The organism is Flavobacterium sp. 1355 (assembly GCF_017833415.1).
Taxonomy (GTDB): Bacteria; Bacteroidota; Bacteroidia; order Flavobacteriales; family Flavobacteriaceae; genus Flavobacterium.
This window is the reverse complement of sequence record NZ_JAFICC010000006.1, coordinates 124875-142632: the sequence shown is the minus strand read 5'-3', so window position 1 is coordinate 142632 and position 17758 is coordinate 124875. Positions and strand designations below refer to the sequence as shown.

The following is a 17758-nucleotide window of genomic DNA, read 5'->3' as shown; positions in this document are numbered from 1 at the left end:
AGCAAATATAATCGTTATTTTGTGCAATCAAATTCAAAACTGTTATGTTGAAAAACAACTTCAAATATATTTCATTTTTACTGGTATTCTTAATGTTTGGATGTGCCAAAAGAGGCAGCATTACCGGAGGATTAAAAGACACATTGGCTCCGGTTTTAATATCAAGTACTCCAAAAAACTTAAGTACTGATTTTAAAGGAAATGAAATTACTTTGTATTTTGATGAATATGTAAAACTTAAAAACATCAACAAACAGCTTATTATTTCGCCTCCAATGAAATATGAGCCGTTGATAACACCTACAAATGTCAGTAAATTTATAAAGATTCAGATTAAAGATACCTTGCAGCCTAACACAACGTACAGTTTTAATTTTGGCCAAAGTATTACAGACAATAATGAAGGAAATGCGCTAAATCAGTTCAAATATATTTTTTCTACCGGATCATACATTGACTCTCTTACACTTAACGGAAAAATAAAAGATGCTTATGAAAAAAATGTAGATAATTTTGTATCTGTAATGCTTTATGAAGTAAATGATAAGTTTAAGGACTCTATGATTTATAAAGAAAATCCAAGATATATTACCAATACACTGGATAGTATGAGAACTTTTAAATTTGAAAATTTAAAAGCCGGAAAGTATCTTATGATTGCCTTAAAAGACAAAGGGAGCAACAATAAATTTAATCCTAAAGATGACAAGATTGGGTTTCTAAAAAATTACATAACCGTTCCATCGGATACTGTTTATGAACTGGAACTTTTTAAGGAAACGCTTCCGCTAAAGACTTTCAAGCCAATTCAGGCTTCAGGAAACAGATTACTTCTTCCGTATGAAGGAAAACAGAATTTTAAAAATTCTTTGCCAAAGATTGTCCTTAAAAACAATAATGAAGTATTAGAAACAATTGTAACGCAGTTTCCTAAGAAAGATTCGCTCCAGATTTGGTATAAACCTTTAAAATCTGATTCATTGTCTATTGAAGTTAACAAAGATAATTACAGCAAGAAATTTACTCTTAGAGTCAAAGACCAGAAAAAAGACACTTTAAACATAAAAGCTGTTCAGAATGGCATTATAAATTTTAGGGATCGATTCACATTAGATACCGAAACTCCATTGGTGAAATTTGACAAATCTAAGATCAGATTGATCAATAAAGATTCTGCTGCTGTTGAGTATACTACAGAATATGATGAATTTGATCAGAAACTGTATGTTGATTTTAAGAAAGAACCGTCTGAGAAATATAATATTACATTTTTCCCGGGCGCTTTAACTGATTTTTACGAAAAGACAAACGATACTTTATCGTACAAGTTAACCACCAAAGAATTGGCTGATTATGGAAATTTAGTTTTGAATTTAAAAAATGTTAAACGTTTTCCGATTATTATTGAGTTAACCAATAAAAAAGGAGACCAGGTTCTTGCGAGTGCTTATTCTGAAGGAAAAACTACTATTGAGTTTAATCTGGTACAGCCGGAATCATTTACAATTCGTGTTGTATACGATGACAACAAAAACAAATTGTACGATACAGGAAGCTTTTTAAATAAAACATATGCGGAGGAAGTATTCTATTATCAGGAAGAATATGATGTGCGAGCTAATTGGGATCGTAATGAAACCGTAGACTTAAGCATTCCTTTTAGTCCCGAAGTAGAAAAAAAGAGAGAAGATAAAAAGAAAAAAGAAGAGGAAAAAAAGCGGAAAGCTTTCTAGATCTTAATTTCAAAATTATCTTTATCACTTAAGAAATCCAGTTTTTTTCTGGTTTCCAACATTATACTTTTATCCAGTTCAACCACAAAAACACCAGCTGTTTCTTGTGGTTCAAGAATGTAATTTCCTAAAAAATCTACAACCTGAGAGTGACCTGTATGTTCGTAATTATGAATATCCTGTCCAATTCTGTTTACACCAACAACATAGCTAAGGTTTTCTATCGCACGCGCTTTGAGCAATGCGTCCCAAGCATTTGTTCGGACTTTAGGCCAATTGGCCACATACAAAAGCAAATCATAATTTTCGACATTTCTTGCAAAAACCGGAAATCTTAAATCATAACAAATTTGCAGACAGATTTTCCAGCCTAAGTATTCTACAATTACTTTTTCAGTTCCGCTGCTGTAAAACTTATTTTCGCCTGCCAATGAAAACAAATGCCTCTTATTATAATGTTTAATTTCTCCGTCAGGAAAAACAAATAACATCCTATTATAGTATTGATTGTTTTCGATAATAATCAAACTGCCTGTTATGGCGCAATTTCTTTGCTTTGCCAATGATTTCATCCAATTAACAGTTTCGCCCTGCATTGTTTCGGCTACAGCTGGAGCATTCATCGTAAAACCGGTAGAAAACATTTCAGGAAGAACAATTATCTCAACGCCGTCAATTATCGTATTGATTTTAGACTCAAAATTATTTCTGTTGGCTGAAGGGCTTTCCCATTGCAGATCGGATTGCATTAAGGCAATTTTCATGTTTGAAAAATTATATTAGACAATAAAACTGCTTAAATAAGAACCAAATCTGACTTTCTATACGGCTCTAATTCTTTACTATCCGGACTCAGTTCCGTAATTATATAATCAATCTCTGAAAGATCAGCAATTTTCATTTTTAAAACAGTATTCAGTTTTTCAGAAATAGTTAAAATCGAGGTTTTTCTGGCAGCCTGAATCATGGCCTTTTTTACCTGCACTGTTTCCCAGTCAGAATCTGAATAACCCTCGTCTACATCCAGGGCATTTGTACCTAATACTAAAAGATCTGCTTTAATATTTGCTAATTGATGAAATACTTCGCCACTGACACACATTTGACTATAAGAAGAAATACTGCCTCCAATCATAATCGTTTTAATGTTTGGTTTATCCAAAAGCTGGACGGCAGACAAGGCTGTAATCGTAAAAACGGTAAGATTTAAATCATTTGGTATTAATCGGATAAACTCTCTGATTGTAGTACCTCCATCAACAATAATAACCATTCCGTCATGAAGAAGACTTACGGCCTTTTGTGCAATAACCTGTTTTGCTTCGACGGCATATGTTTGATTAGAGGATGAATAATGATATCCCTTGGTCATAGCACCACCCTTTACTTTTATTATAAGAGATTCTGCATCAAGTTCATTTATGTCCCGACGGACAGTATCTTCTGAAACGCCAAGTTTAGCCGAAAGAGTTTCAAAACTTACACGTGTATGCAGATTGATTTCTTTTAGAATATGATTTTTACGCTCTTCCTTGCTATAATTTAAAACTTCATTTTCAGTACTCATGCCAATTCATTTAGTACTTACAAAAATAAACATTTCATTATTATTTCACCGAAACAAATCATGTATACTCTAAAAAAACATCAATATTTTCTTTTCACAGTGATTTTAGAACCTTTCAGAACTTTTTCGATTCATGTTTTAAAAAATACTTGTTTTTCAAATGATTACCAAATATTTCCTGCATTGTGTTATAAATTATTTTATAGCAAAATTGAAAAACGCATAAATAAATTTTATATTAAAATTTATTATCTTATATCGATTGTTTTTGAAAAGCTGAGATAAAGCAAAAAAACGCATTCAACTCAATGAATGCGTTTTTTAATATATAAGAGGATTATAATTATCCTTTTAAACTTGCTGCCAAATATTCACGGTTCATACGTGCGATATTTTCAAGAGAAATTCCTTTAGGACATTCAACTTCACAAGCACCTGTATTTGTACAGTTACCAAAACCTTCCAAATCCATTTGGTGAACCATGTTTAAAACACGGTCAGTTGCTTCAACTCTACCCTGTGGTAATAATGCATATTGAGAAACTTTTGCAGCAACGAATAACATTGCCGAAGAGTTTTTGCAAGTTGCAACACAAGCTCCGCAACCAATACAAGCCGCAGCATCAAATGATTTATCTGCATCGTCTTTTGGAACTGGAATTGTGTTTGCGTCAATTGTATTTCCTGAAGTATTTACAGAGATGAATCCTCCTGCATGCTGGATTCTGTCAAATGAGCTTCTGTCAACAACTAAATCTTTGATTACAGGGAAAGCTTTTGCTCTAAATGGCTCGATAAAAATCGTATCTCCATCTTTAAACATACGCATGTGTAACTGACAAGTTGTAACACCTCTATCTGGTCCGTGTGCTTCTCCGTTGATGAATAATGAACACATTCCGCAGATTCCCTCACGGCAATCGTGGTCAAATGCTACCGGCTCTTCTCCTTTGTTGATTAATTGTTCGTTAAGAACATCAAGCATTTCAAGGAAAGACATATCTGGTTCGATACCATCAATAGGATATTCTACAATCCCTCCTTTATCTTGTGCGTTTTTTTGACGCCATATTTTTAATGTAAGTTTCATAATTTTGTTATGGGTTATAAGTTAAGAGTTAAACGTCATAGGGTTACTACTCCATTTTAGTCCTAGCTAAATAATTTATATATCCATTTAATATTGCTTTGGTTCTTTCAAACCTTTCTCTAAATTTTTGCAACAAATCTTCTTCAATATAATTCTCATCTAAAGCAGTGATTACCTGATTTAAGGATTCGGTTAATGAACCTCGGGCAATTCTGCAGAATTGAATATTTTCTTGATAATGATATCTTCCAAATCCTTCGGCAATATTATCACTAACAGATCTAGAAGATCGTTTAAGCTGACTGGTTAAGGCATATTTTTCGTCAATTGGAAATTTCGGAAGAACATTCTGAGAAACAAAGATTCTTAATTCACGTGCTGCTTTCCAACACTCTAAATCTTCGAACGACTTTAAACTCATAACCCTTAACTCTTAACTTTTTTATTTATAACTTCTTTGAACTAATTTAATGTTTTCGTAAATAAGAGGTTCTTTGTGTAATACGGCGTCACTTGGTTTTCCTTTGTATTCCCAGGCGGCAACGTATGCAAAGTTTTCATCATCACGAAGTGCTTCTCCTTCTTCTGTCTGGTATTCCTCACGGAAGTGACCTCCACAAGATTCGTTACGGTGTAAAGCATCTTTCGCAAACAATTCCCCTAATTCTAAGAAATCGGCAACACGGGTTGCTTTTTCTAATTCCTGATTAAATTCGTTCGCGCTTCCAGGAACTTTTACATCTTTATAAAACTCTTCACGTAAAGCGGCAATTTCTTCGATAGCTTCGGTTAAACCTTTAGCATTACGAGCCATACCTACTTTATCCCACATGATTTTTCCAAGTTTTTTGTGGAAATAATCTACAGAATGTTTACCGTTATTATTGATAAATCTATCGATTTGATCTTTTACATTTTTCTCAGCTTCAACGAATTCTGGCAAATCTGTAGAAATTGGTCCCATTTTAATATCCGGAGCCAAATAATCTCCAATAGTATAAGGAAGAACAAAATATCCATCAGCTAAACCTTGCATCAAGGCAGAAGCTCCAAGTCTGTTTGCTCCGTGATCAGAGAAGTTAGATTCTCCGATTGAGAAACATCCCGGAATTGTTGTCATTAAGTTATAATCAACCCATGTTCCACCCATTGTATAGTGAACTGCAGGGTAAATCATCATTGGTGTTACATAAGGATCCTCGTCAACGATTTTCAAGTACATTTGGAATAAGTTTCCGTATTTACTTTTTACGATTGCAGTTCCTAATTTAGTTACTAAAGCTGCATCATTAGCATCTAAACCTTTTACATAAGCTTCTTCAGTTCCGTAACGTTTGATTGCTGCTGCGAAATCTAAGTAAACTGCTTCTCCCGTTTTATTAACTCCAAATCCGGCATCACATCTTTCTTTTGCAGCACGGGACGCAACGTCACGTGGTACTAAGTTACCAAAAGCAGGGTATCTTCTTTCTAAGAAATAATCTCTTTCCGCTTCAGATAAATCGGTTGCTTTTTTCTTTCCTTCACGAATTGCCTGAGCATCTTCTAATTTTGCAGGAACCCAAATACGACCGTCATTACGTAACGACTCAGACATCAATGTCAGTTTTGACTGGTGATCTCCAGAAACCGGAATACATGTTGGGTGAATTTGTGTATAACAAGGATTTGCGAAAAACGCTCCTTTTTTATGAATTTTCCAAGCTGCTGTTGCGTTACTTCCCATAGCATTTGTTGAAAGGAAAAATACGTTTCCGTATCCTCCAGAACCAATTACTACTGCGTGAGCAGAATGTCTTTCTATTTCTCCTGTGATTAAGTTACGAGCGATAATACCTCTCGCTTTTCCGTTTACGATTACTAAATCCAGCATTTCGTGACGGTTGTACATTTTGATTTTTCCACGGCCAATCTGACGGTTCATTGCAGAATAAGCTCCTAACAATAATTGTTGTCCGGTTTGACCTTGTGCATAAAATGTACGGGAAACCAAAGTTCCTCCAAAAGAACGGTTATCCAGAAGTCCTCCATATTCACGAGCCAATGGCACCCCTTGAGCCACACACTGGTCAATAATATTTGCAGAAACTTCGGCTAAACGGTGAACGTTTGCCTCACGTGCACGGTAGTCACCCCCTTTTACAGTATCGTAGAACAATCTGTAAACGGAGTCTCCGTCTCCTTTATAATTTTTTGCTGCATTGATTCCCCCTTGCGCTGCAATAGAGTGCGCACGACGAGGTGAATCCTGAAAGCAAAATGCTTTTACGTTATATCCTAACTCTGCCAAAGTAGCCGCAGCCGAACCTCCGGCTAAACCTGTACCAACAACAATAATATCTAAATTACGTTTGTTAGCAGGGTTTACTAAATTAATATGATCTTTATAATTTGTCCATTTATCCGCTATAGGACCATTTGGAATTTTTGAATCTAATGCCATTATAATTGATATTAATTATTGAAATGATGAAATAATGCGATGATTATGAAAGCAGCTGGTACTACAACTGCAAACCAGTAACCTACTTTTGCCAAAAATCTTGAATATTTGTTGTGCATTCCCATTGACTGAAGAGAAGATGCAAACCCATGCCATAAGTGAAATCCTAAAAGGACAAAAGACACACAGTATAAACCTGTACGAACCGGGCTGTGAAATTTGTGAATTAACTCTCCATAGTACCTAGTAGCATCTGGTGCAGTTCCGGCAATATATTTATAGCTTACCTCAGGAAACCAGAAATCATAAAAATGCAATCCTAAGAAAGCTAAAATAACCAATCCAGAAATAATCATATTTCTAGAACTCCATGAAGCGTTTGCTGCTCCATTGTATTTCGCATAAGAAATTGGTCTTGCCGCGCTGTTTTGAGCTGTCAGTACAAATCCCATTACGAAGTGGAAAATTACACCGAATGCCAAAACTGGCTGCATTACATATTGTATCAGCGGATTGTAACCCATAAAGTGAGAGGCTGTGTTAAAAGCATCTTCACCTAGAATAGAAATGAAATTTAAGGTAACATGCAGCGCTAAAAACGTGATTAAGAATATTCCCGAAAGAGCCATAGCTACTTTCTTTAAGATGGAAGCATTCAACTGTGCAGATTGTGCCATAAGTGTTAAGTAGTTTGTATTTAAAAATTAGACAAAAGTAACTGAATTACAAAAGAACTACAACCATTTCGTTGTTATTTATAATGATTTTAAAATAGACTACGTATACGTAGTTTTACTTATAAATTTCATTAAATATCAAATAATTTTGGTATAGGATTTTTTAATTACTTATTTTTAAGATGTTATTCACATATTTCTCCCTCGATCTTCTGACCTTAAATGTTTATCAAATTATTATTTTAAGTAAAGTTTTAATTTATTTTCTTCAAAAGTTGCTCTAAACCGAAATTTTATAAGGTTAAAAAATTGTCAGTCCGCCGCATAGTTTTACCTTTATCGGCTCAAAAAATTAAGAATGAAAACAGGAATTGATGCTATCTCATTTGATGTAGCAAACATACACTTACCCATAAAAACTTTGGCGAATGCCAGAAATATTGAACCAGAAAAATTAGAAAAAGGTCTTGGATTACTAAAAATGACTTTGCCGGACGTTCACCAGGACGCAGTGGTTTTTGGAGCAAATGCGTTAACCAAACTTTTGATTGAAAATAAAATTAACCTAAACGAAATAAGCCGAATATATGTGGGTACCGAAAGCGGCATCGACAGTTCAAAACCAATCAGTTCTTACCTGATTAGTTTAATAGAACAGAAATTCGGAGAAGATACTTTGGCAGAATGTGATGTTGTGGATTTTACTTTTGCCTGCATCGGCGGTGTAGATGCTTTGCAAAACTGCATTGATTTTGTAAGATTGAATCCGACTAAAAAAGCAATTGTTGTCACTACCGATTTTGCAAAATACGATTTAAATTCTACCGGAGAATATACGCAGGGCGCAGGAGCTTTGGCAATGCTCATAACTTCAAACCCGAGAATTATTGCTTTTGATGAAAATTGGGCAACAAGCACAAAAGGTGTTTTTGACTTTTTCAAACCTTACAGAACTATCTCGAAAGAAGCGATCACGAAAAATGAAAACAACGATCCGTGGTTTGACAATCTGGAAGCTGAAATCGAAATACACAAAGATCAACCGGTTTTTGACGGTCAATATTCAAATCAATGTTATATGGATCGTACGCGTAATGCTTACTTTTCATTCAAGAAATTAAAAAATACTACCGAAACCTTATATAATACCTGGAACAGCATTATAATGCATTTGCCGTATTCTTTTCAGGGACGCAGAATGTTATCAGAAATTTATGCTTTAGATCATTCTGATAAAATTATTACCGATAACATAGCAGCTGCAGATTATCAGAATAAAATTAAAGAAGTTGGAAAATCAGACGAATACAAAAAATTTGTAACTGAGAAATTACAGTCTGCTGAATTAGCTTCTTCTTTAATTGGAAATCTTTACACGGGTTCTATTTTTATGGGACTATTATCTACTTTGGCTCATTATTATGATACAAAGCAAGAAGTCGCCGGAACAAAATTTGGTTTCTTAGCTTATGGAAGCGGATCGAAATCGAAAGTTTTTGAAGGAACAATTCAGACAGAATGGAAATCGGCTTTGTTAAATGTAAAGCTTTTTGAAAATCTGGAAGAAAGCGTAGAAATTGATTTCAATACTTATGAAAGTCTTCATAAAAAAGAACAAAAACAAAGTGTGAGAACTCCGAAAAACGAATGGGTTTTAGACCGAATTGAAAAAGAGATTCCTGTTTTGATTGGGGCTAGATATTATAAATGGGTAGATTAATTTTCAATAAAAAAATCCAAATAAATAAAAAAACCGAAGCTGATTGCTTCGGTTTTTTTATGCTGTTTTTAGAATTAAAAACTATTCCGGGTCTCTTGCGTAATGACTTTGCATATGTTTTAAATTATCATAAATCACACTCATATTCCTTTCTTTATTTCTCCTTGCCCAAAAACTGTAAATCCATACTGTTGTCAATTGAGTGCTGTATTCATTTTCGGTATCTTCATCAGCATTTTTCTTAATTAATTGTAATACATCTTTTGACACATAAGGCTTAAGTCTCTCAAAATAGTAAGCAGGAAACTCTTTTTTTGTACCTGTAACCATAATTCCATAAATTTTATTTAATGCCTCGTCATCTAGATCATCATAACTTTTAATTAAAGCATCTACAAGAAAATTTAAATTGGAGTCATAATAAATTTTATCTGATACTATAGCATAAATTAAAGGATAACAACTATTAAATGCACTTTCTATGTCATTAGAATTATATCTCAGTACTTTAATTTTTTGAACAATTTCGGGATATTGTTTATGAGAAAGACCAACATGAATTGCTCTTCTTATCTCCATAAAAGATTGTCTTTTTTTAAGTCTTAAAAAATCGGACATAAAAAGTTTAAACAGCGTTTCTGTTTCGCGATACTTACCATCAAATACCTCTGTAGTATGTACTTCTCTTTCTAATTCGGGATAACTAAAATCCTTAATACCATAATAATCTTCAGGTTCTCCCAAATCTTCCATCGCCCTTTGTTGGGCAGTTCTTAAACTATCTACAGCAAAACTGTCTATAGCTACAGCAGTACTGTCAATTGATATAGATGTTTCGTCTACTTCAGGAACTGTTTTTATGGCTTCGATTACTTCATTTGAATAATATTGCAGCGTAATCATATTTTGTAATCCAAAAAACAAGGGACCTCCAGAAACAATCAGTGAAAGAAAAATCATTAATCCGCCAAGCAATTTACTTACTTCATTTACAGACTGTTTTATTCTTAAAAAAACACCAATTATAAAACTGGCGATAATTATAAGAGCCAAGAAAACAGAAAATTTAATTCCAAAATCGTAATTTCCTTTTATTCCAATTCCAAAATTTACTGCGACACAAAAAACAGACAATAAAAATACTAAAGCGCCAAAAACCACATTTGTAACAAAAGAAATCTTCCAAAATTGATCTTCACTTTTTTTCTCTTCATCATTTTCTGCAGAATCAGAATATATAATTGCAGCAATTAATCGTTGGATTAATATCGAAATTCCAAGCAAAATCAACGGAGACAAACCCATTAATAACAACGGGATTGTTGGAATTACTGCAAAATCATTACCATATTGTATTGTATAAAACACAAAAGCAAATACCGCTAATGCAAAAAACTGAGCTGTTAAAATTATTTTATAAGATTTAATCATTCTTTAACCGAAGGTATTTAATTGTAATGTTCTTTTATTTCTTTTAAAATTAATGCCACTTCTTTTGCGCAGCCGTCTCTGTTTCTTCTGGCCCAAAAACTATAAAACCAAACAATATCAGAATCGTAAGGACAAAAAACTTTATTACGTTTAAGTTCCCTAAGCGTGTAAGTAGAACAATATTTTTCCAACCCTGGCAAATATCCTCCAATATTAGCTTGTTCCGAGTCTGCAGGATCCATTTCCATAACCCTGTAAATTTTATTCAGCTGTTCACTATCTGTACCTACATCTTCATAAACCAACAATAACCCGTTTACAACTGTATCTAAATGATTATCGCGATATGTTTCTGCCGAAACGGTAGTATAAAGAATTGATTTATAACTTTCAAAAGCAGAATAAAGTTCCGCTGGACGGTCTTTTAAATTTGCCATATAATTGAGAAGATAAAAGTCATCCTCAAATGTTTGTGTGTTTAAAAGACTATACAAATAAGACCTGACGTATGTAAATCCATCTCCCCAGCCATTTTTCTTTACAAACAAATTGTCCATCGTAGATTCCAGAGAAGTAGTGAGTCTTGACTTATCAATTTCCAGAGGTTCTTTTTCTTCGACTTCTTCACTTTCTTGGTAATCACCTTCCTCACTTTCCTCATAACTATCATCACCATCATAATCGCCAAGTTGTTCTTCTCCCTCTGCCGGTATTCTTTTTTCGTTTTTAGCCATTTTATAGCTTTCAGATGCCTCATGAAATTTCCCCATAAAAAGAACGTCGCCAAAAATTGAAGCCCCTATAATAAAAAAGCTGAAAATTAAACTAATTACAGCAAGTGTTTTGTTTGTTTTCCAATTAATTCCGGCTGCTAAAAAGAACGAAGCCGTTACCAGACTTATCACAATAACAAGTAAAGCCCTTAAGACTATTGAACTATAAAAGAGTACTGGCTGATCTATAACAATGGGATCTTCACGAGAAATTACTGCAGAAAAAATACCAATAGCAGCAATGAAGAAAACATTACAATAAAATGCAAACTTCCAAAAATTCTTCTGACGTTTTATTTTCAAAATTTCCTCTTCATCATCTTGCGGAATGTCTTCCTGTTTTGAAAACAAGCTAAAAAGCGAAAGCATTAAACCAATACCAAAAACCAATAACGGAACCGCATATCCATAATTAAATTCATAAGGATGAAGCTGTCTAATTTTAAGTATTTTTTGTTCTCTGAAATTTGATGAGATTAAAATCCCTAGTAAAAGAATGGGTATAAATTGAAGGAGTAAAACGTTTTTAAAAAACCTGGTTTTTTTATTCATAAAAGGTGTAATAGTGTGTATAGGAATCAATCCAAAACTATTAAAAAAATTAACATTTTCAAGTATTTTTTTACTTTTTAAACAAAATTCAAATTTGATTTTCGACTTTTCTTATTTCAATTATTGATTCCACGCAAGATTTAACCTGTTTACAACTAGCTTACATCACTCAATTTAAGAATTTTATTGTCTATAAATTCAAAAATTGATTTTCCTTTTAAGTTTAATTCATCTCCAATCTTCATTCCGTTAGGAAAATCCATTGCCAGAACAACATGATAATCGATCTCGATTTCAGTTTTCAATTCAAGGTGATTAAAAGCTGTAATAGTTTGCTCTCTTTCTGAAAAATACATTTTCGCTTTTTCAGCTTGTTCTTTAAATTGATTAAGTCCGGTTAATGTCATATTTATTTCACCATCCTGAATATTTCTTCAAACAACAAGATTATATAAAAACTTTATGCCTTAGTGCCTTCGTGGCAAACCCCAAACAAATAAGAAAACTTTAATAATTCAATTTTGCGATACATCTTCAAAAATCACTAATTTTGAAAATCGAAGTTCAAAAATCAATTTATTATGAAATATCATCAAATAAACAGCGCTCTTTTTGTAAAAAATCGCAGAAAATTCACGGCAGAAATGAAACCTAATTCTGTTGCCGTTTTCAACTCAAATGACATTTATCCGATTAGTGCCGACAGTACATTGCCGTTTGCACAACACCGTGATATTTTTTACCTGAGCGGTGTAGATCAGGAAGAAAGTATTTTGCTTTTGTTTCCGGATGCACCTTTTGAGAACCAAAAAGAAATGCTTTTTCTGAAAGAAACCAACGATCATATCGCAGTTTGGGAAGGCGAAAAACTAAGCAAAGAACGCGCATATCAGGTTTCGGGAATCAGAACGGTTTATTGGTTACAGGATTTTCATAAAATTTTGAACGAAATGATGACGTACGCCGATACGATGTACATCAATACTAATGAACATTACCGCGCAACTGTTGAAACAGAAACCCGCGAAGCCCGTTTTGTAAAATGGTGGAAAGAGCGTTATCCGGCTCATAATGTTGCAAAAAGCAACCCTATTTTGCAGCGCATTCGTTCTGTAAAAGAAAGCGAAGAAATCGATTTGATTCAACAAGCTTGCGATATTACAGAAAAAGGTTTCCGCAGATTGCTTTCGTTTGTAAAGCCAAATGTTACCGAATATGAAATTGAAGCTGAATTGGCTCACGAATTTATCCGCAACCGTTCTAAAGGTTTTGCTTATACGCCAATTATTGCTTCGGGAAATAATGCAAATGTTTTGCATTACATCGAAAACAATCAGCAATGCAAAGCCGGAGATTTGATTCTATTGGATGTTGCGGCAGAATATGCCAATTATTCCAGCGATATGACAAGAACGATTCCTGTTTCGGGAAAATTCTCTGAAAGACAAAAAGCAGTTTATAATGCTGTTTTGAGAGTAAAAAACGAAGCTACAAAAATGTTGACTCCGGGAACACTTTGGAAACAATATCATGTTGAAGTGGGTAAAATCATGACTTCTGAATTATTAGGTTTAGGCCTGATTGACAAAGCCGATGTTCAGAACGAAAACCCTGACTGGCCTGCTTACAAAAAATATTTCATGCACGGAACTTCTCACCACATGGGTCTTGACACGCACGATTACGGATTACTTCACGAACCAATGAAGGCTAATATGGTGTTTACAGTTGAACCAGGAATTTATATTCCGGCAGAAAAATTCGGAATCCGTCTGGAAGACAATGTGGTGGTTCAGGAAAAAGGCGCACCTTTTAACCTAATGCGTAATATTCCGGTTGAAGCGGATGAAATTGAGACTTTGATGAATGAATAGTAATATTGACGGATGGATTGATGCAGGGAAATATTCTCAGATATCAATTCTTTTTTTAAAATCATAAAAAACCAAAACGGCTTTCATTTCTGAAAGCCGTTTTTTTATATAATTACTTAAGCTCATTTAATTTGAACTCAATAACTTATATTTTAACTGAAATGAACTTATATTTCTTATATAATTTTTCAATTATTACCTTTGTATTTCACACTTTAAAAGTTCATTTTGAAAAATATTCTATATAAAAACACTAAAATATCTTATGCTGATTCTGGTAAAGGAACAGCAATTGTACTGCTTCATGGCTTTTTGGAAAACAAAATAATGTGGCAGGAGTATGTTGATTTTTTCTCAGAAAAATATCGCGTTATTACTATTGATTTATTAGGCCACGGTGAATCAGACTGTCTGGGTTATGTCCATGAAATGGAAGATAATGCGGGTGCTGTTAACGAAGTTTTGCAACATTTAAAAATAGAAAAAGCAATTATTTTAGGGCATTCAATGGGTGGTTATGTTGCTTTGGCTTTTGCCGAATTATACCCGGAAAAAGTTCAAAAGTTAGTTTTACAGAACTCGACTTCTAAAGAAGACAGTGCAGACAAAAAATTAAACAGAACCCGGGCTATAAAAGCGGTTAAGCAAAATTATGTCAGTTTTGTAAGTTTGGCCATTGCTAATTTATTCAGTGAAAATAACAGAATCCGATTAGCAGATGAAATTGAGAAAGTAAAAGAACAGGCTTTAAAAACACCTTTGCAGGGAATCATAGCTTCCCTCGAAGGTATGAAAGTGAGAAAAGACAGAGAAGATTTGCTCCATAAAAACCTGTTTCCGGTTTTGCTGGTACTAGGCAGAAAAGACCCTGTTTTAGACTACGAAGAAAATAGTACTCAAATCGAAGATACAACCGCAGAATTAGTTTCTTTTGATGACGGCCACATGAGTCATATCGAAAACAAGGAAGAACTAAAGACTATATTGTCCGGTTTTTTCGAATAAATGGAAAATCCCCAAAAAGTAAAAAAAGGCTGCTCAAAAATTTGAAACAGCCTTTTCTCAATATCAGGGCAAGTTATTATAGTTTTAAAATAATATCTTTTTATAGCTAATTTATTTTTTCTTCGAAAGGCTTATTGACATCAAAAATTTCTTTTAATAATAAGGCAATTTCATTCAAATAATTGTTCAGTATTTCTTTGGTAACATTTACAGTCAGTTCTTTCTCTTCTTTAAATCCAAAAGGAAGAAATCCTGATTTTAAATTCTTGAATGAAATAATACCAACTTCCATCGGAACATCTTTTGCAAAAGGTTCAAACATAAACGCATAAGCAAGAACCTGAATTATTTTGTCATTTTTAAGCTCGTCAGTCAATCCATTCCATGATTTAAGAGTAACACTTGCTTTTTCTACTTTTCCAGTCTTATAATCAATAATTCTTACCTTTCCATTACGTAACTCAATTCTGTCAACATTTCCTTTAATCAAAACGGGAAATGGTAAGTCCGGGTGATAAAATTCCCGTTCAAACGTTTTTTCCAAAGCAATGATATTAATTGAATCGCCATTTTTTATAGACTCCAATTCCATTCTCAGGAAATTAGACACATTTCTTTTCGCCACTTCAAACGCCAAAAGGTTACGCCCTTTTTTAATTTCTCCTTCTTTATAAACCAATTTAAATTGTTTCAGAACTTCGTCATCCAACAATTTAAAACAATTAGCAATATCATTTTCAGAAATAAATTTATCTACAAATGGATCATACAAAGCCTTAAGAGTTTCATGAATAATAGTCCCTAATGTGTTTAAGGCAATATTTTCTTCAACTTCTTCAACTTCACGAATTCGAAGAATCTTTTGAAAATAAAATTCAATCGGATTCCGGATATAACTCGTCAAAGCCGATGGAGAAAAACCGGTTGCTGCAATCTCTTTTAATCGCTCCATAACCGCATCAGATTTGGGAACTACCATTGGCGTATATGCCGAAGCAGGCAAAAGCGGATTATAAATATCAAAAGTAAGATTGTGTGCAGATTGTTTTTCAACTTCCAGCTGCGTGATAAAACGGCTACGTTCTCCTGCATCCAAACCATCATTCTCTGTGTTATAAATCAGATAGATATTTTTGGCCCTTTGCAATAAATGATAAAAATGATAGGTATAAATAGCATCTTTTTCTTTGAATGTAGGCAACCCCAATTCTTTTTTAACATCATAAGGTATAAAAGAATTTTGAGATTTCCCTGCAGGGAATTTCCCTTCATTCATAGATGTCACAATTACGGTTTCAAAATCCAGAACACGGCTTTCTAAAACTCCCATAATTTGCAGTCCCTTCAATGGCTCTCCTTCAAATGAAACTTCGGCAACATCAATTACCTGTTTATAAATTGCATATAAGGTATCAATGTTATCAATATGTGCATGCTTAGAATAGTAATTTATAAGTTTATTGATGACTTTAAAAACAGCAAACACAAAAGACTTGGCAATTTTTTCTTCTTCATTGTCATTGCTAAAGTTTTCTTTAATTAAAAGCAAAAGAGCTGATATATTTTCAAGAACCGCTATTGAACTGCTCTCCCATTTCTGAAATAATAATTGAAATAAAACAGAAGGATTTGAATTGAGCTCAAACAATCTGTTATGGGTAATAAAAGTGTAATTATTCTCCTTTATAATTTTTACTAAATTATATGTATTTGCATAAGGCTCCACTAAAGGATGTGTCAGAATATCGAGAACATCTTTATAATAAAAAACATAACTATCGCCTTTTCTCGAAAGTGTATTAGTATGCATTTTGAATAATTTTGCAATCAATATTTGCGATGGATTATTCTTTCCTGAATATCCCATAGTTATATTTAACGCCCCTACAGTTGATGGCAAAGAATACAAAACGGGCATTAACAAATTTTCCTCGCCCAAAACGATGGCAACTTTGTCTAGAGATGTTGTTGGATTTTCTGAAATTATGTTTTCAATAATACTACCCGCTAATTTGGCCTGACCAATGGTTTTTGGAGTTCCAATAACCTGAATGTTTTTTGACTGAGAAAAATCATTCACAATCCATTCAAAATGATTTGATTTATAGTGTTTCCAGTTTTCTTTAAAACGTCTAACAAAAAGTCCGGCATCATGATAAGGATCATTCAGAAAGACCTGATCTACATCCCAATAAATTTTAGCCTGATCTAAAGCAAGAAGGTGCTGAACGATTTTTTCTTCTGCTGCATTTAAGGCATTGAATCCGGCGAAAATAAAAGTTCTATTGGATATAGTGTTTGAAAAGTGATTTAAATTATTTACAGCTTCACGATAAATCAATCCTTGATAACCAATTCCTTTATTAAGCAAATGACTATACAAAGATTCATAATACAAAGGAAGAAGTTTCCAGAAATCAATATAGTTTTCTAAAAGTTTGGTTTTATTCTCTACTTCTAATCCCCATTTTTTTATATCCTCAATATCTTTTAAATAAGACAAAACATGGGAAGGCTCTAATAAATAACGGTCTATTTCATTAAAATCCTGAAGAAGTGTTTTTGCCCAATTTGCAAATAGTTCAAAAGATTGCTGATGTTGTTTTTCAGTGACTGAAAGATATACTTCGTAAAATTCAAATAAGAGCTCAATTGAATCGACAGCTCTTATTGCTGCCACATCTTGTACAAAGTCTTCAATACTGATAATATCCGGAGAAAGTATGGTATGTGTAGTTTCTTTTTTCAAAGCTTCTATTAAAAACACTCTGGCTCTTTTATTTGGCAAAATAATAGTCGTCTCAGCGAGTCGGTCTGAATAATCCTGAATTATAACAGTTGCAATTTTTTCGAGAAAAGAAGTATTTATCATTTGATAAAAATAAAAAAAGCC

General features: G+C 33.5%; 14 protein-coding genes. 4 read left to right on the top strand and 10 right to left on the bottom strand.

Translation table 11 applies throughout. The features are described 5' to 3' along the window. Positions 1-44: 44 nt before the first annotated feature. Positions 45-1733: an Ig-like domain-containing protein gene (locus JOD96_RS09350; protein WP_209564016.1), complete on the top strand. Its 1689-nt coding sequence runs from the start codon at positions 45-47 to the stop codon at positions 1731-1733. Here the strand turns inward: JOD96_RS09350 and JOD96_RS09345 are convergent. From JOD96_RS09345 to JOD96_RS09320, 6 genes are all read right to left on the bottom strand, one after another. After that, positions 1730-2497, bottom strand: a complete 768-nt coding sequence (locus JOD96_RS09345; protein WP_209564015.1) for an amidohydrolase — start codon at positions 2495-2497, stop codon at positions 1730-1732. The genes JOD96_RS09350 and JOD96_RS09345 overlap by 4 nt on opposite strands. A 32-nt stretch (positions 2498-2529) precedes the next feature. Beyond that, entirely contained in the window at positions 2530-3300 is a 771-nt protein-coding gene (locus JOD96_RS09340) for a DeoR/GlpR family DNA-binding transcription regulator (protein WP_209564014.1), read from the bottom strand. A 343-nt stretch (positions 3301-3643) separates the two neighbouring features. Further along, positions 3644-4390 carry a succinate dehydrogenase/fumarate reductase iron-sulfur subunit gene (locus JOD96_RS09335; RefSeq protein WP_209564013.1) on the bottom strand — a complete coding sequence of 249 codons (747 nt, stop codon included), beginning with the start codon at positions 4388-4390 and terminating at the stop codon, positions 3644-3646. 46 nt (positions 4391-4436) lie between these two features. Continuing rightward, a complete protein-coding gene (locus JOD96_RS09330; protein WP_209564012.1) occupies positions 4437-4811 on the bottom strand; it encodes a four helix bundle protein in 375 nt (124 codons plus the stop codon). Positions 4812-4832: 21 nt separating this feature from the next. Next, complete coding sequence (locus JOD96_RS09325) at positions 4833-6833, bottom strand: fumarate reductase/succinate dehydrogenase flavoprotein subunit (protein WP_209564011.1); 2001 nt, start codon at positions 6831-6833, stop codon at positions 4833-4835. A gap of 11 nt (positions 6834-6844) precedes the next feature. Then, positions 6845-7510 (bottom strand): succinate dehydrogenase cytochrome b subunit, encoded by a 666-nt coding sequence (locus JOD96_RS09320; protein WP_209564010.1) that lies wholly within the window; start codon positions 7508-7510, stop codon positions 6845-6847. Between the two features lie 358 nt (positions 7511-7868). On the opposite strand from JOD96_RS09320, the gene JOD96_RS09315 reads away from it, so the two are divergent. Next, complete coding sequence (locus JOD96_RS09315) at positions 7869-9230, top strand: hydroxymethylglutaryl-CoA synthase family protein (protein WP_209564009.1); 1362 nt, start codon at positions 7869-7871, stop codon at positions 9228-9230. An 81-nt stretch (positions 9231-9311) separates the two neighbouring features. Here the strand turns inward: JOD96_RS09315 and JOD96_RS09310 are convergent, their stop codons facing one another. From JOD96_RS09310 to JOD96_RS09300, 3 genes are all read right to left on the bottom strand, one after another. Further along, entirely contained in the window at positions 9312-10661 is a 1350-nt protein-coding gene (locus tag JOD96_RS09310; protein WP_209564008.1) for a hypothetical protein, read from the bottom strand. A gap of 17 nt (positions 10662-10678) precedes the next feature. Next, the gene (locus JOD96_RS09305; RefSeq protein WP_209564007.1) at positions 10679-11986 is read right to left on the bottom strand and encodes a hypothetical protein; all 1308 of its coding nucleotides are present in this window, start codon (positions 11984-11986) and stop codon (positions 10679-10681) included. A 155-nt stretch (positions 11987-12141) separates the two neighbouring features. Then, entirely contained in the window at positions 12142-12393 is a 252-nt protein-coding gene (locus JOD96_RS09300) for a hypothetical protein (RefSeq protein ID WP_209564006.1), read from the bottom strand. A gap of 174 nt (positions 12394-12567) precedes the next feature. On the opposite strand from JOD96_RS09300, the gene JOD96_RS09295 reads away from it, so the two are divergent. Then, positions 12568-13860, top strand: a complete 1293-nt coding sequence (locus JOD96_RS09295; RefSeq protein ID WP_209564005.1) for an aminopeptidase P family protein — start codon at positions 12568-12570, stop codon at positions 13858-13860. Between the two features lie 228 nt (positions 13861-14088). Beyond that, positions 14089-14865 (top strand): alpha/beta fold hydrolase, encoded by a 777-nt coding sequence (locus JOD96_RS09290; protein WP_209564004.1) that lies wholly within the window; start codon positions 14089-14091, stop codon positions 14863-14865. Positions 14866-14971: 106 nt separating this feature from the next. Here JOD96_RS09290 and JOD96_RS09285 read toward each other — a convergent pair whose 3' ends face one another. Then, complete coding sequence (locus JOD96_RS09285) at positions 14972-17737, bottom strand: PD-(D/E)XK nuclease family protein (protein WP_209564003.1); 2766 nt, start codon at positions 17735-17737, stop codon at positions 14972-14974. Between the last annotated feature and the right edge of the window lie 21 nt (positions 17738-17758).